This window comes from Aeromicrobium sp. YIM 150415 (assembly GCF_016918125.1).
Classification (GTDB): Bacteria; Actinomycetota; Actinomycetes; order Propionibacteriales; family Nocardioidaceae; genus Aeromicrobium; species Aeromicrobium piscarium.
The window spans coordinates 66,257-81,071 of sequence record NZ_JAERWM010000019.1 but is presented as its reverse complement, the minus strand read 5'-3'; the positions used below and the strand labels follow the sequence as shown (position 1 = coordinate 81,071).

Annotated in this window: 17 protein-coding genes; 14 read left to right on the top strand and 3 right to left on the bottom strand. The window is 70.5% G+C overall.

Annotated elements, in window-relative coordinates; translation table 11 throughout:
* Positions 1 to 246 precede the first annotated feature (246 nt).
* The 4 genes from hisD to hisH all read left to right on the top strand — a co-directional run bounded on the left by hisD (position 247) and on the right by hisH (position 4,088).
* Complete coding sequence (gene hisD, locus JL108_RS12660; protein WP_205198617.1) at positions 247 to 1,554, top strand: histidinol dehydrogenase; 1,308 nt, start codon at positions 247 to 249, stop codon at positions 1,552 to 1,554.
* 1 nt (position 1,555) lies between these two features.
* Positions 1,556 to 2,635, top strand: coding sequence for a histidinol-phosphate transaminase (locus JL108_RS12655; RefSeq protein ID WP_205198616.1), 1,080 nt, complete (start codon positions 1,556 to 1,558; stop codon positions 2,633 to 2,635).
* A complete protein-coding gene (hisB, locus tag JL108_RS12650; RefSeq protein ID WP_205198615.1) occupies positions 2,632 to 3,234 on the top strand; it encodes an imidazoleglycerol-phosphate dehydratase HisB in 603 nt (200 codons plus the stop codon). The genes JL108_RS12655 and hisB overlap by 4 nt, the downstream gene beginning before the upstream one ends.
* Before the next feature lie 212 nt (positions 3,235 to 3,446).
* Positions 3,447 to 4,088: an imidazole glycerol phosphate synthase subunit HisH gene (gene hisH / locus JL108_RS12645; RefSeq protein WP_205198614.1), complete on the top strand. Its 642-nt coding sequence runs from the start codon at positions 3,447 to 3,449 to the stop codon at positions 4,086 to 4,088.
* Between the two features lie 10 nt (positions 4,089 to 4,098).
* Here the strand turns inward: hisH and JL108_RS12640 are convergent, their stop codons facing one another.
* Positions 4,099 to 4,743 (bottom strand): YitT family protein, encoded by a 645-nt coding sequence (locus JL108_RS12640; protein WP_205198613.1) that lies wholly within the window; start codon positions 4,741 to 4,743, stop codon positions 4,099 to 4,101.
* A 166-nt stretch (positions 4,744 to 4,909) separates the two neighbouring features.
* Here JL108_RS12640 and priA point away from each other — a divergent pair, with 166 nt between their 5' ends.
* Positions 4,910 to 5,635 carry a bifunctional 1-(5-phosphoribosyl)-5-((5-phosphoribosylamino)methylideneamino)imidazole-4-carboxamide isomerase/phosphoribosylanthranilate isomerase PriA gene (priA, locus tag JL108_RS12635; protein ID WP_143913153.1) on the top strand — a complete coding sequence of 242 codons (726 nt, stop codon included), beginning with the start codon at positions 4,910 to 4,912 and terminating at the stop codon, positions 5,633 to 5,635.
* Between the two features lie 116 nt (positions 5,636 to 5,751).
* On the opposite strand, the gene JL108_RS12630 is transcribed toward priA, so the two are convergent.
* A complete protein-coding gene (locus JL108_RS12630; protein ID WP_143913154.1) occupies positions 5,752 to 6,369 on the bottom strand; it encodes a hypothetical protein in 618 nt (205 codons plus the stop codon).
* Positions 6,370 to 6,402: 33 nt separating this feature from the next.
* Between JL108_RS12630 and hisF the strand changes: the two genes are divergently transcribed.
* From hisF to JL108_RS12590, 8 genes are all read left to right on the top strand, one after another.
* Entirely contained in the window at positions 6,403 to 7,164 is a 762-nt protein-coding gene (gene hisF / locus JL108_RS12625) for an imidazole glycerol phosphate synthase subunit HisF (RefSeq protein WP_205198612.1), read from the top strand.
* Positions 7,154 to 8,977, top strand: a complete 1,824-nt coding sequence (locus JL108_RS12620; RefSeq protein ID WP_143913156.1) for an ABC transporter ATP-binding protein — start codon at positions 7,154 to 7,156, stop codon at positions 8,975 to 8,977. The genes hisF and JL108_RS12620 overlap by 11 nt, the downstream gene beginning before the upstream one ends.
* Positions 8,970 to 10,742, top strand: coding sequence for an ABC transporter ATP-binding protein (locus JL108_RS12615; protein WP_205198611.1), 1,773 nt, complete (start codon positions 8,970 to 8,972; stop codon positions 10,740 to 10,742). Before JL108_RS12620 ends, JL108_RS12615 begins: the two co-directional genes overlap by 8 nt.
* 383 nt (positions 10,743 to 11,125) lie before the next feature.
* Positions 11,126 to 11,470 (top strand): phosphoribosyl-AMP cyclohydrolase, encoded by a 345-nt coding sequence (gene hisI, locus JL108_RS12610; protein WP_374190850.1) that lies wholly within the window; start codon positions 11,126 to 11,128, stop codon positions 11,468 to 11,470.
* Positions 11,467 to 12,039, top strand: coding sequence for a Trp biosynthesis-associated membrane protein (locus JL108_RS12605; RefSeq protein WP_205198609.1), 573 nt, complete (start codon positions 11,467 to 11,469; stop codon positions 12,037 to 12,039). Before hisI ends, JL108_RS12605 begins: the two co-directional genes overlap by 4 nt.
* 41 nt (positions 12,040 to 12,080) lie before the next feature.
* A complete protein-coding gene (locus JL108_RS12600; RefSeq protein WP_087623686.1) occupies positions 12,081 to 12,281 on the top strand; it encodes an HGxxPAAW family protein in 201 nt (66 codons plus the stop codon).
* Positions 12,281 to 12,772, top strand: coding sequence for an RDD family protein (locus JL108_RS12595; RefSeq protein WP_205198608.1), 492 nt, complete (start codon positions 12,281 to 12,283; stop codon positions 12,770 to 12,772). Before JL108_RS12600 ends, JL108_RS12595 begins: the two co-directional genes overlap by 1 nt.
* A 161-nt stretch (positions 12,773 to 12,933) precedes the next feature.
* Positions 12,934 to 13,359: a DUF2752 domain-containing protein gene (locus JL108_RS12590; protein WP_205198607.1), complete on the top strand. Its 426-nt coding sequence runs from the start codon at positions 12,934 to 12,936 to the stop codon at positions 13,357 to 13,359.
* Between the two features lie 56 nt (positions 13,360 to 13,415).
* Here JL108_RS12590 and JL108_RS12585 read toward each other — a convergent pair whose 3' ends face one another.
* On the bottom strand, positions 13,416 to 13,835 hold the full coding sequence (locus JL108_RS12585; RefSeq protein WP_185973071.1) for a DUF4190 domain-containing protein: 420 nt from the start codon (positions 13,833 to 13,835) through the stop codon (positions 13,416 to 13,418).
* Between the two features lie 143 nt (positions 13,836 to 13,978).
* On the opposite strand from JL108_RS12585, the gene trpC reads away from it, so the two are divergent.
* On the top strand, positions 13,979 to 14,794 hold the full coding sequence (gene trpC, locus JL108_RS12580) for an indole-3-glycerol phosphate synthase TrpC (RefSeq protein ID WP_205198606.1): 816 nt from the start codon (positions 13,979 to 13,981) through the stop codon (positions 14,792 to 14,794).
* The last annotated feature ends 21 nt before the right edge of the window (positions 14,795 to 14,815 follow it).

The window sequence follows — 14,815 nt, the reverse complement described above, 5'->3', positions numbered from 1 at the left end:
CGTGCCCGCGAGTGGTGGGGGGGGGGGGGGGGGGGGGGGGGGGGGGGGGGGGGCGGGGCGGGCCGGGGGGGGGCGCGGGGCGGGGGGGGGGGGCCGCCGCCGCGCCCCCCCCCCCCCCGCCTCCCCCCCCCCCCCCCCCCCCCCCCCCCCCCCCCCCCCCCCCCCCCCCCCCCCCCCCCCCCCCCCCCCCCGGGGCCCGGTGGCGGGGCGAGGTCTGGCGGTGCCGCCGTTCCGTAGACTTCTGCCGTGAACCTTCGACGTCTGGACCTGCGCTCCGCCGACCCCTCGACCCCGGCCGAGTACCGCCACGCGGTGCCGCGCGCGGAGGTCGATGTCGAGCATGCGCTGGCCGCCGTCGCACCGATCTGCGCCGACGTGCGCGAGCGCGGATCGGTCGCCGTCCTGGAGGCGGGCGAACGATTCGATCGCGTCCGCCCCGACCGGCTCCGTGTCCCGGCCGAGACGATGGAACGGGCGCTCGCGGAGCTCGATCCGCGGATCCGCGCGGGGCTGGAGGAGTCGATCACCCGGCTCCGCACGACGTGTGAGGCTGAGCTGGAGGAGTCCGTCACCACCGAGGTGGCGCCGGGCGCCCGCGTCGAGCGCCGGATCGTGCCGATGCAGCGCGTCGGACTGTACGTTCCGGGTGGATTGGCGCCGCTGGTCAGCACGGTGATCATGAACGCGGTGCCCGCCCAGGTCGCCGGCGTTCCGGGCATCGCCCTGGCCAGCCCGCCGCAGGCCGACTTCGGCGGCCTGCCGCACCCCACGATCCTCGCCGCCTGCGCCCTGCTGGGCATCGACGAGGTCTATGCCGCCGGGGGAGCGCAGGCGCTCGCCATGTTCGCCTACGGCACCGAGGACTGCCCGAGCGTCGACCTCGTCACCGGCCCGGGCAATATCTTCGTGGCCGCGGCGAAGCGCTATCTGCAGGGGACGGTGGCGATCGACTCCGAGGCCGGTCCCACGGAGATCGCGATCATCGCCGACGACTCCGCCGATGCCGCCTATGTCGCGGCGGATCTGATCAGCCAGGCCGAGCACGATCCGCTCGCCGCGAGCGTGCTGATCACCGACAGCGAGGCCCTCGCGGAGGCCGTCGACGCCGAGCTGACCCGGCAGGTGCCGGAGGCCAAGCACCAGGAGCGGATCTCCACCGCTCTGGGGGGCCGGCAGTCGGCGACGGTGCTGGTGCGCGATGTCGATCAGGCGATCGACGTCGCCAATGCCTATGCCGCTGAACACCTGGAGATCCAGACCCGCGACGCTTCTGCCGTCGCGGCCCGTATCGTCAACGCCGGCGCCGTCTTCGTCGGCGACTTCACGCCGGTCTCGCTCGGCGACTACGCCGCCGGCTCGAACCACGTGCTGCCGACGGCGGGCTGCGCCTGCCACTCCTCGGGGCTCTCCGTGCGGGCCTTCTGCAAGAACATGCACGTCGTCACCTACTCCGCCGAGGCGCTCCACGAGGTGGGGGGCAAAGTCGTCACCCTCGCCGAGGCCGAAGACCTGCCCTCGCACGGCGCCGCGGTCTCGATCCGGACGGAGCGCTGACATGCCCCTGCCCTCCTGGGTGCCGATCCGCGACGATCTGCGCCCCTACGAGCCCTACGGAGCTCCGCAGCTCGCCGATGTCATCATGCTCAATGTCAACGAGAACCCGTACGCGCCGAGCGCGGCGATCGCGGACGATATCGCAGCCGCGGTGCGTGAGGCCGTTCTCGGTCTGAATCGCTACCCCGACCGCGAAGCGACGGCGCTGCGCGAAGCGCTCGCGGACTACCTCGGTCACGGTCTCAGCGCCGAGCGGGTCTGGGCGGCGAACGGCTCCAATGAGGTCATGTTGCAGATCCTGCAGGCCTTCGGCGGACCCGGCCGCACCGCGGTGTCGTTCGCGCCGACGTACTCGATGTATCCGGAGTATGCGCGCGACACGCACACGCGCTGGATCACCGCCCCGCGCGAGCAGGACTTCACCGTCGACCCCGATCGGGCGGTGGCCTTCGTCGAGGCCGAGCGTCCCGATGTCGTGCTGCTCACCTCGCCGAACAACCCGACCGGGACGGCGCTGCCGTTGTCGACCGTCGAGGCGGTGTTGGCCGTCGCTCCCGGCGTCGTCGTCGTCGACGAGGCGTACGCGGAGTTCCGCCGCGAGGGCACGCCGACGGCGCTGGAGCTGCTGGCGGCCCACCCGCGCCTGATCGTCAGCCGCACGATGAGCAAGGCCTTCGCGCTCGCGGGCGGCCGGCTCGGCTACGCGGCCGCCGATGCGGCGATCATCGACGCGCTGCGCATCGTCCGCCTGCCCTACCACCTGTCCGCCGTGACCCAGGCGACGGCGCTCGCGGCCCTGCGCCACCGCGACGAGCTCCTGGCTCAGGTCGAGGCCCTGCGCGCCGCTCGCGACGAGCTGTCCGCGTGGCTGAGCGGCAGGGGACACGAGGTCGCCGAGTCCGATGCCAACTTCGTGCTGTTCGGGCGTTTCGCCGACCGGCACGCCGTATGGCAGGGTCTCGTGGACCGCGGCGTGCTGATCCGGGAGACTGGTCCCGAGGGTTGGCTGCGCGTCTCGGTCGGCACGCCCGAGGAGATGAACGCTTTCTACACCGCACTTTCGGAGGTCGATCCCCGGTGAGCAATCGCACCGCCACTATCGAGCGTCAGACATCGGAGAGCCGCGTCTCCGTGCAGCTCGACCTCGACGGCACCGGCCGCGCCGACATCAGCACGGGCGTGGGCTTCTACGACCACATGCTGACGGCGCTGGCGCGGCACTCACTGATCGACCTCACGGTCCGCACCGAGGGCGACCTGCACATCGATGCGCACCACACGGTCGAGGACACGGCGATCGTCATCGGCGACGCGCTCCGCGAGGCATTGGGCGACAAGTCCGGTATCCGTCGCTACGGCAATGCCACGATCCCACTCGACGAGGCGCTCGCCGCCTGCGTCGTGGACGTGTCGGGCCGCCCGTACTTCGTGCACAGCGGGGAACCCGAGCGTCAGATCACCGCGGTGATCGGCGACCGGTACATCGGCTCGCTGACCGCACACGTCTTCGAGTCGATCGCGCACCACGCCGGCATCACCCTGCACATGACGCTGCTGGGTGGGCGCGATCCGCACCACATCGCCGAGGCCCAGTTCAAGGCCCTCGCGCGTGCCCTGCGCGAGGCGATCGCCCTCGACCCGCGCGAGACCGGCGTCCCCAGCACGAAGGGCGCGCTGTGAATCTCGATACGCCGCGCCCGCGGAGCGGACGGGGCTACTCGATCACCCAGAGGAACGCCGGAGGCGTGCTGTGAATCTCGATACGCCGCTCGTGCCTCGCGGCTACTCGATCACCCAGAGGAACGCCGGAGGCGTGCTGTGAATCTCGATACGCCGCGCCCGCGGAGCGGACGGGGCTACTCGATCACCCAGAGGAACGCCGGAGGCGTGCTGTGACATCGGGGGGGCCGACCGTCGCGGTGCTCGACTACGGGTCGGGCAATCTGCGGTCGGCGGTCCGCGCGGTCGAGCGGGCGGGGGCCCAGGTCGAGCTGACCTCGGATCCGGCCATCGCCGAACAGACCGACGGGTTGCTCGTGCCGGGTGTGGGGGCGTTCGCCGCGTGCATGGAGGGTTTCCGAGCGGTCGGCGGCGAGCGCATCATCGAACGCCGACTGATCGCGGGACGCCCGGTGCTGGGCATCTGCGTGGGCATGCAGATCCTCTTCGCCGAGGGGATCGAGCACGGGGTACGCACCCGCGGCTGTGGGGAGTGGCCGGGAACGGTCGAGCGCCTTCAGGCCGAGATCGTGCCGCACATGGGCTGGAACACGGTGGAGCCCCCCGAGGGCTCGCGGATGTTCGCCGGCATCGAGAGCGAGCGGTTCTACTTCGTGCACTCCTACGGCGTGCGGCGGTGGGAGGTGACCGCGGACGGGCCCCTCGCGCCGCCGAGCGCCACCTGGACGTCCTATCCGCCGGATCGATTCGTGGCCGCGGTCGAGCACGGCCCGCTGTGGGCGACCCAGTTCCACCCGGAGAAGTCCGCCGATGCGGGCCGCCGTCTGCTCGAGAACTGGATCGCGACGCTCTGATCCGACTCGATCAGGCCCTGTAGCGCTCGGGCCGGTGGTTGAAGGCCAGCACGATGTTCAGGACCACCGCTCCGACCGCGGAGAGCGCGACATTGCCGAGTGGCACCACCGCCAGGGCGGCGATCACCACAGCGGTGTCGAGCCCCATCTGCACATAGCCCGCGCGCAGCCCCAACCGTTCCTGCGCGATGAGCGCCAGCACGTTGAATCCGCCGAGGCTCGCCCCGTGCCGGAAGAGGATGAGGAGTCCGACACCGGCGAGCAGGTTGCCGGCGATGGCCGCATAGGCCAGTCCGATCTCGGGCAGCGGCAGCAGGCGCGCGTGCATCTCCGCGAATCCCGATACGAGGGCGACCGCCGCGATGGACTTGGCGGTGAAGATCCATCCCTTCTTCCACGCGGCGAGGGCGAAGAAGGGCACGTTGACGAGCGCGTACACGATCGCGAAGGGCAGCGGTGTCGCATAGGTGACCAGCAGCGCCAGACCCGCGGTGCCACCCGTCACCGCCTCGGCGGTGTGCAGCAGGTGCAGCCCGAAGGCGGCCAGAAAGGTCCCGGTCAGCACGCCGAGGAGGTCCTCGACGGGCGTATGCGGCAGCGTCACGGCGCTGGGCTCGATCTCGTCGTGGGCGTTCTCGTGGCGCGGTGCCTTCACCGTTCCTCCTCGGGGCGACCGGCCTACTCTATGTCGCCGTCTCGTATCGCGGACAGTTACCCCTCCGGGCCCGACTTTTGACCACTTGTGGCCCTTCCTAGGCCGTTTGAAGGGCCACAAGTGGCCAAAAGTTGGCGGAGGCGGGTCAGGCGATACGATCGAGCGCGTGACTCTCGAACTTCTCCCCGCGGTCGATGTCGCCGACGGTCAGGCCGTCCGGCTGGTGCAAGGCGAGCTCGGCAGCGAGACCGCCTATGGCGCCCCCCTCGATGCGGCGCTGCAATGGCAGAACGACGGCGCCGAGTGGATCCACCTGGTCGATCTCGATGCCGCCTTCGGCAAGGGGGACAACCGCGAGCTGCTCGCGGAGGTCGTGGGGCGCCTCGACATCAAGGTCGAGCTCTCCGGGGGCATCCGCGACGACGCCTCCCTCGAAGCGGCCCTCGCCACGGGCTGCCGCCGAGTCAACCTCGGCACGGCCGCCTTGGAGAACCCCGATTGGTGCCGGAGCGCGATCGCCGAATACGGCGACCGGATCGCCGTCGGCCTCGACGTGCGGGGCACGCAGCTCGCCGCCCGCGGGTGGACGCGCGAGGGCGGGGACCTCTTCGAGGTCCTCGATCGGCTGGAGCAGGACGGCTGTGCCCGCTACGTCGTCACCGATGTCACCAAGGACGGCACGCTCCGCGGCCCCAATCTCGAGCTGCTGCAGCTGGTGTGCGAGCGCACCGACAAGCCCGTCGTCGCCTCCGGCGGCGTCTCCAGCGTCGAGGACCTGCGCCAGATCGCCTCGCTCACGAATATCGGCGTCGAGGGAGCGATCGTCGGCAAGGCGCTCTACGCCGGCTCCTTCACGCTGCCCGAGGCGCTCGCCGCCGTCGCCGAGGCCTGACCGACCGAAGCCCCGCCCTTCAGCGGTAGACCATCAACCTCATCGATCGACGATGGCGTTGAGGGTCTACCGCTCACGTGGGCGAGAGGTTGATGGTCTACCGCCCTTGCCCGAGGTCAGCAGCCGTCGCGCTGCAGGCTCGGGCGGCTGTCGCTGCCGGTGACCTCCATGAACGTGACCTCGGTGGTCTCCTCGATGGTGTCCAGTGGCGCGTCGAAGAGGATGCCGAGCCAGTTGTCGCCATCGCTCAGGAAGAGCCCGGTCTGCCCGTAGCCGGCCTCGCGCATCTCCGCGGTCTCGTACACGCCCCGGAAGTCCAGGAGGGTGTTGCCGATCCCGAGATCCTCGGCATTCGTCGGGCCGGCCGCGCTGACACCCATCGAGGCGATGCGGCCGTCGGCGACATAGACATCGAAGGTGTCGTTCAAGGGCGGCTTCCAGTCGAGGCCCTGATCGGGCGCGTCCTCGCATCGCTCGGGTCCCTCGTCGACGAAGAGTCCCGTCGCGAGCGCCTCATCGATCGTCATCCCGACCCGCGCGTCACCGATCGACCCCGGAGCGATGAGCAGTTCACTGGCCTCGGGCACGTCCTCGCTGGGCTCGGGCGAGGGCTCCTCGCTCGGCTCCGAGGTGGTGGGGGCGGGGGTGGTCGGCGTGGGATCGTCGTCCCCGCCGCCGTCGCCGCACGCCGCCAGGACCAGTGCCGCGGCCGCGAGGGCCATGACCTTCCTCATCGTTCCTCCTGCTCGCACCGATAGTCTCGGACTGTGAGCCTAGCCGTCCGCGTGATCCCCTGCCTGGACGTCGACGCCGGCCGCGTCGTCAAGGGCGTCAACTTCGTCGATCTGCGCGATGCGGGCGACCCGGTCGAGATGGCTCGGGTCTACGACGCCGAGGGCGCCGACGAGCTGACCTTCCTCGACATCACGGCATCGAGCTCGGACCGTTCCACCACCTACGACATCGTCGGTCAGACCGCCGAGCAGGTCTTCATCCCGCTCACCGTGGGCGGCGGGGTCCGCACCGCCGAGGACGTCGATCGCCTCCTGCGCGCGGGCGCCGACAAGGTCGGCATCAACACCGCCGCGATCGCCCGCCCCGAGGTCATCGCGGAGATCGCCCATCGCTTCGGGAATCAGGTGCTCGTGCTGAGCGTTGACGCCAGGCGTAGCCCTGACCAGCCCAGCGGCTACGAGGTGACCACACACGGTGGCCGCCGCTCAGCCGGTATCGACGCGGTGGAGTGGGTGCGCCGCGCGACCGAACTGGGGGCAGGGGAGATCTTGTTGAACTCGATGGATGCCGATGGCACCAAGCAGGGCTTCGACCTGGCGATGATCAGCGCGGCTCGCGAGGCCACGCACGTTCCGCTCATCGCCTCCGGCGGTGCCGGACGTGCTGAGCACTTCGCGCCCGCGGTCGACGCCGGTGCCGACGCGGTCCTCGCCGCCAGCGTCTTCCACTTCGGGGAGCTCACCGTCGGTCAGGTCAAGGAGGCGCTGCGCTCAGCGGGTCACGATGTCCGCTGATGCCTCGCTGGACTCCCTCGGCAGCGGTGACACCCGTCAGCTGACCCGCCGGGGCTTCGGCGTCATGGGCGTCGGCATCCGGCGCGAGCCGTGGATGTTCACGCTCGCCGTGATCCTCTCGCTGCTCTTCGGCGTCATGACGGTCGCGGACGCCTGGGTGCTGGGATGGGCCACCGACCACGTCATCACCCCGTCCTTCGCCGACGGCGAGGTGGCACGGGGAGCGCTCAACACCGGCATCGTCCTGTTCATCGCCGCGGCGCTGCTGCGGATGATCGGCGTCATCGGGCGCCGGCTCGCGGGCGGGGTCGTGTTCTACCGTCTCGTGCGCGACGACCGGCTGCGGGTCACGCGTCAGTACCTCCAGCTCCCACTGCGCTGGCATCACCGACATCCGGCGGGGCAGCTGCTCAGCAATGCCAATGCCGATGTCGAGGCGACGTGGAGCGTGTTCATGCCGCTGCCGATGGCGCTCGGCGTCATCGCGATGCTCCTCGCCGCGATCGGCACGATGGCGGCCGCCGATCCGGTGCTCACGCTCATCGGCCTGGTCGTCTTTCCGCTGCTGTTCGCCGTGAACGCGGTGTACCAGCGCTGGCAGGGGCCGCGACTCGCCCTCGCGCAGAGCCTGCGCGGGGATGTCTCGTCCGTCGCCCACGAGTCCTTCGACGGCGCCCTCGTGGTGAAGTCGTTGGGCCGCGAGGGCGACGAGACGGCTCGTTTCGCACGGATCAGCGAGCGGCTCCGCGACGCCAATGTCGCGGTCGGCCGGGTGCGCGCCGTGTTCGACCCGGTGATCGAGGCCTTGCCCAATCTCGGGGTCCTGCTGGTCATCGGCGTCGGAGCCCAGCGGATCGCCAGCGGTGCCGCGGCACCCGGTGACGTGGTCCAGGTGGCTTTCCTGTTCACCGTCGTCGCCATGCCGGTGCGGTCCTTCGGCTGGGTGCTCGGGGAACTGCCGCGCGCCGTCATCGGCTGGCAGCGGGTGCGTCGCGTGTTGGACGATGACGACCACATGGCCTACGGCGAGCACGCCCTGCCCGGCAGCGGCGCGGTGCGCCTCGACGTGACCGGACTCGACTACGCCCATCCCGACGAGCCGGACACCGTGGTGCTACGCGATGTCGACTTCAGCGTGCCCGCGGGCCGGGTGGTGGCCGTGGTCGGAGCGACCGGCAGCGGCAAGAGCACGCTTGCCTCATTGGTCACCCGGCTCGTCGACGCCGATGCCGGCGCGGTGCGCTACGACGGAGTCGGGGTCCAGGAGTTCTCGCAGGCGGCGCTCACCGGCACGGCGGCCCTGGTGGCCCAGTCGACCTTCCTCTTCGATGACAGCGTGCGGGCCAATATCGTCCTCGATCGCGAGGTGCCCGAGGACCGGATCTGGTCGGTGCTCCGCGATGTCCAGGCCGATCGCTTCGTCTCCGAGCTCCCGCAGGGTCTCGACACGCAGTTGGGCGAGCGCGGCACGAGCTTGTCCGGCGGTCAGCGACAGCGCATCGCCCTGGCCCGCGCACTCGTACGCGAGCCGCGCCTGCTGGTCATGGACGACGCGACGAGCGCCCTGGATCCCGATGTCGAGCAGCGCATCCTGCGTGCCCTCGCCGAGCGCAGCGAGTCCGGATCTGGGCCGTCCGTGCTCGTCGTCGCCTACCGTAAGGCGACGATCGGCCTCGCCGACGAGGTCATCTTCCTCGCGGACGGCAAGATCGCCGACCGCGGAACCCATGCCGAGCTCCGCGAGCGCTCGCGCGCCTATCGCAACATCGTCGACGCCTACGACCAGGCACGTGAGGAGGTCGACCATGAGTGAGTCGCGCGAGGGCGGGCTGAAGGTCATCCGCCGTGGCCTGTCCATGTCGCCCTCGATCACCGACGGTCTGGGACTGACGATGGTGCTGGCTCTGATCAGCACCGCCGGGGGAGCGATCATCCCGCTCGTGGTCCGCCGGGCGATCGACGACGGCCTCGCCGGAGGCGGCGGCGTCGACACCGACGCGATCATCAGGTCCGTAAGCATCGCCGCCGTGGTGATCGTCGCGATCATGGTCACCGGCTGGTGGTCGAAGGTGCGGATCTTCACCTCGACCGAGCGCGGCCTCGCCGAGCTGCGGATCTCGGCCTTCCGGCACGTGCACGATCTCTCCACGCTCACGCAGAACACTCAGCGCCGTGGCGCGCTGGTGTCCCGGGTGACCTCCGATGTCGACCAGATCTCCCAGTTCCTGCAGTTCGCCGGCATGATGATGATCACCAGCGTCGGTCAGATGCTGGTCGCCCTCGTCGTCATGGCGGCGCTGTCCTGGCAGCTGACCCTCGTCGTGATGGTCGCCTTCGTGCCGCTGGTGCTCGCTCTGCGCTTCTTCGCCTCGGCGATGTCGCGCGCCTACGATCGCGTGCGTGCCAGCATCGCGGACATGCTCGCGGTCATCGCCGAGCCCGTCGTCGGCGCGGCCGTGGTGCGGTCCTACGGGGTCGAGGACCGCACCCAGGAGCGCATCGATGACGCGGTGCGGACCAACTACCGCAACAACGTCCGCGCTCAGACGATCACGGCGGGCACCTTCGGCTCGGCCATCATCGTCGGCGGCATCGCCAATGCCGCGGTGCTCGGCGTCGGGCTGTGGCTGGGCATGCTCGACCAGCTGACGATGGGCACAGTGGTGGCGTTCATCTTCCTGGTCGGCCTGTTCACCGGTCCCGCCCAGCAGGCCACGCAGGTGATCGCCGATGCGCAGAACGCGATCGCCTCCTGGCGTCGGGTGATCGAGCTGCTGGAGACCCCGGCCGATGTCGTCGATCCCGGATCGTCCGGCACCCGGCTCCCCGATGGCGAACTCGATGCCCGCTTCGAGCAGGTCGAGTTCGCCTACCCGGGTGGGCCTCCCGTGCTCCGTGACATCGAGGTCGCCATCCCCGCTCGACAACGTGTGGCGGTGGTGGGGGAGACCGGATCGGGCAAGACCACGTTCGCCAAGCTGCTGACCAGGCTGATGGATCCCACTCACGGACAGGTGCTGCTCAGCGGGGTCGACATCAGCAGGGTCGGGTTCGCCGACCTGCGCCGTCACGTGCTGATGGTGCCGCAGGAGGGGTTCCTGTTCGATGCCACGCTCGGTGAGAACCTGCGCTACGGCCGGTTCGAGGCCGGCGACGAGGAGTTGGAGCAGGCGATCGCGGCCCTCGGCCTGGCCGATTGGTACGCGGGCCTGCCGCGCGGCCTCGACACCCCGGTGGGGCAGCGCGGCGAGTCGTTGTCGGCGGGCGAGCGGCAGCTGGTCGCACTCGTGCGCTCGGCTCTCGCCGACCCCGACCTGCTGGTGCTCGACGAGGCGACCAGCGCGGTCGACCCGCAGACCGAGCTCCGCGCCACGCGCGCGCTGGACCGGTTGCTCGCCGGACGCACGAGTGTGACGATCGCCCACCGGCTCTCGACGGCCGAGAACGCCGACCGGGTGCTGGTCTTCGACGGGGGACGGCTCGTCGAGGACGGAACGCATCGCGAGCTGGTGTCCGCCGGGGGCGTGTACGCGCGTCTGCACGCGAGCTGGGTCGCTCAGGCCTCCCTCGACAGGTGACCGTTCAGCATCCGTCCCCGTCCGCAGCAGGGCGGTGAGTGGTCAACCTCCGTCGCCGGGAGTGGTTGACTGCTCACCGGACTCGGGTGCGGACACATCGCGGTGGGTCGTCAACCGTCGGTCGCTCTGGGGGTCCATGAGCCGTGAGGTGACGAAGGATGTGCTTCCACGGTTGCTAGGGCGACCGTGAATGCACATCCTTCGTCCACGATCCACGCAGGATGTGCTTCCACGGCAGCCGGGGCGACCACAGAAGCACATCCTTCGTCGGCACCGGCACCGGCACCGGCACCGGCACCGGCACCGGCCGTCCGCGCAACGGACCAGGGTCCGTCATCCACCGAGGGCAGAGTGGGTCAGGAGGAGGGTGGACAATGGATGCCGTGTCCTCGACCTCCCTCGACCCTCAGGTCTCCGCCCGGCTGAAGCGCGACGACAACGGCCTGGTGCCGGCCGTCGTCCAGGACGCCACCAGCCGTGCGGTGCTCATGCTCGGCTGGATGGATGACGAGGCCCTGCATCGCACGCTCACCACCGGGCGTTCCACCTTCTGGAGCCGCAGCCGCCAGGAGTACTGGGTCAAGGGTGAGACCTCCGGCCACACGCAGACGGTGCGCGAGGTCCGGCTGGACTGCGACGGCGACACCCTGCTGATCGTCGTCGACCAGGTCGGACCCGCCTGCCACACCGGTGCCACGACCTGCTTCGACGCCGACCGGCTGCGATGAACCCCCGCCGTCTCTACGCACCCGTGGTCCTCGGCCTCGTCCTGGCCGGGGCCGGCGTCTTCGCCAGCCTCACGCGCACGTGGGGTGAGACGGTCGTGCGGGCCGAAGGGCTCCCCGAGGACCAGATCGCCGTGACCGGGTCGGAGGCGATGCCCGTCGTGTCGGCGCTCGGCATCGTCCTCCTGGCCTCCGGGCTCGCGGTGCTCGCTGGTTCCCGCCGGGTGCGGCAGGTGCTCGGGGTGCTCGTCGCGCTCGTCGCGGCGGGATGTCTCGTCTGGGTGGTGGCCGGCTCGGGCGATGCCGTGAGCGGTGCGGTCTTGTCGGCGGTGCGCGAATCGGCGTCGTTCACCGGCGACAACGCGCCCGGTGATGTCGCGGTCTCGCCGTGGCGGTGGGCCACCGCGGCGGCACTGGCGCTCGCCTTTGCTTGCGGTGCGGCGACCGCGCGTTTCGCCGGGGCCTGGCCGACCATGTCATCGCGTTACGAGTCTCCCGCCGGTCGGGCTACCACGGAGGACGAGACGGACATGTGGAAGGCATTCGACGATGGCAGGGACCCGACCGAGTAGGCTGTGCCCGACGTCAGACCCCCATCTCGAGGAGCCAGCACATGTCGCACGGATCGTCGCCCGCCGCCTGGACCGCCGTCATCACGAGCCTCGTCGGTTTCACCGTGGGCGCGGTGGCCCTGATCCCCGAGCCGAACTGGACGATCTTCACGATCGGCTGCGTGCTCGCCGTCGGTGCCGCCCCGCTGGGCAAGATCATGTCGATGGCCGGTCTCGGCATCGACCGCCAGAAGCAGCACTGATGTCCGGGGGCCCGTCCGCGGCGCCCCCGCTCGCGCTCGCCCCGCTGGCCACCCGGGTCGGAGCGTGGATCCTCGATCTCGCGGTGGCCGTGCTGGCCGGTGCGATCGCCTGGTTGCCCGGTCTGTGGATCGTGGGAACGCGCGGCACCTGGGCCGAGCAGACGGACGGCACCGTCGCCCTGGAGTCCGCGCCCGCGATCGGGCTGCTGTTGCTGGGCGTCGGCGTGATCGTCCAGCTGCTCGTGTCGCTGTGGAACCAGGGCCTGCGGCAAGGCCGCACCGGACGTTCGATCGCGAAGTCCACGCTGGGGCTGGCGACGGTCGATCCGCGCAGCGGAGAGCCCATCGGGGCCGCACGCGGGGTCCTGCGGTGGCTGGCGGCGGGGATCCTCGGTTCCCTGTGCCTCCTCACCTATCTCTGGGCGATCATCGATCCTCGTCGCCGCACGTGGCACGACCTGATCGCCGGATCCCTCGTCGTCCGTGACTGACGCCCTTATCCCGACCCCAGCACCCGCTGAGTGTGGGGGTCCCGCCCTTTCCCCCTCCGCTCCGCGGAGTGCTTGGGGAACGTTCGGACGGCGGGATCCACGAATTCACCGTCCAAACGTCACACTCAGCGGGTACTGGGCCGGGTACTAGAGTGAACGGCATGGCCACCGTGACGACAACGCAGCGCAGCCGGTGGCAGTTGGTGCGCGGTCCACTCCTCACCGGCGCCGTCGGGGCGACCGCCATCGCCGTGCTCCACCTGCGCGATCCCCATCAGCAGGGCTCCTACGGCACCTGCCCCTTCCTCTTCTTGACCGGCATCCCGTGTCCGGGGTGTGGTGGCCTGCGAGCGATCAACCTCGCCACGGACGGCGAGTGGACCGCCGCGGTGTCGAGCAATGTCTTCGCGCTGGGGCTGGTGGCCGCGGCGATCCTCGCGTGGGGCGTGTGGCTCGTGCGACGGGCCCGTGGGCGCGATGTCGCGCTGCTGCCCTCGACGGCCACCTGGGCCTGGGTCGTGTTGGCGATCGCCGTGGCGTTCTGGATCTTCCGGCTCACCCCCGCGGGAGCCTGGTTCGCGCCCTGAACATGGCGAGGCCGGGAGGACCGCCGTTCGGTCCTCCCGGCCTCGTGCGGTCGTCGTCAGTAGGTGGTGCTGGAGTTGAAGTCGAACGTGAGCACGCCGGTCGCGTAGAGCACCAGCGAGATCGCCGAGAGCACGATGCTGATGAGGCCGAGCCACCAGCCGGCGGTCGCCATGCCGCTACCGCCCTGGCCGGTCTGAGCGATCTCCTTGCGCGCCATCTGGGCGAGGATGAACGCGGGGATGCCCGCGAAGAGGCCGCAGCAGACGATCGAGACGATGCCCAGGATCATCGACCACAATGCCTTGGTGTTGTTGCCCTGGGGCGCTGCGTAGCCACCGGGAGCGTTGTAGCCTCCTCCCGGCGGTGGCGGTGGGTACCCGCCGGACGTGCCTTCGGTGGAACCGTAGGACGGCAGATCGGACGAGGGCTCGTTGGGGTTCTGGTCGCCGCCCGGCGGCGGGTACTGAGTGCTCATAGGACGAGCCTAGGGCGAAAGCGCCCCGCTGTCTGGTGTCGGGTGATCGCGCGTGGCGACGGGGCGCGCTGACCGGGCCGATCGCGCGGGTTTACCCTGGTGAGGACCGCCCCGGTGTCACCACGCGAAAGGAGGGGATGGACGTGACCGTACTGGACGACATCCTCGCCGGAGTCGCCATCGACCTGGAGGCCCGCCAGGCACAGGTCTCCATCGAGGAACTCAAGGAGCGTGCCGGACGCCAGAACCCGGCCCTCGACCCGATGCCCGCCTACCGCGCCGACGGAGTCTCGGTCATCGCCGAGGTCAAGCGAGCGAGCCCGAGCAAGGGCGATCTCGCCCCGATCACCGATCCCGCCGCGCTCGCCGCGGACTATGCGCGCGGCGGTGCCCACACGATCAGCGTGCTCACCGAGGAGCGCCGGTTCAACGGCTCGATCGCCGACCTGAAGGCGGTCCGCGCGGCGGTGGACGTCCCCGTCCTGCGCAAGGACTTCATCACCACGTCCTATCAGCTGTGGGAGGCGCGCGCCGCCGGTGCCGATATGGCCCTGTTGATCGTCGCGGCACTCGAGCAGCCGGCACTGGAGAGCTTGATCGAGCGGGCGCGCTCGATCGGTCTCACCCCACTGGTGGAGGTGCACGACGAGGACGAGGTCAAACGGGCCGTCGCGGCCGATGCCGATCTGATCGGTGTCAACGCCCGCGATCTCAAGACCCTGGAGGTCGACCGCGGCACCTTCGAGCGGGTCGCTCCCAAGATCCCGGACTCCGTCGTCAAGGTCGCCGAGTCCGGCGTCCGAGGCCCGCACGATGTCATCGAGTACGCGCGCTTCGGTGCCGATGTCGTGCTGGTGGGCGAGACGCTCGTGCGCGGAGAGAACCCACGCCAGTCGGTCGCGGATCTCGTGGCCGCCGGCCAGCATCCGGCGCTGCAGCACCGATGGCACGTGTCCTGAGCTCTCCCGTCCCGCTCCACG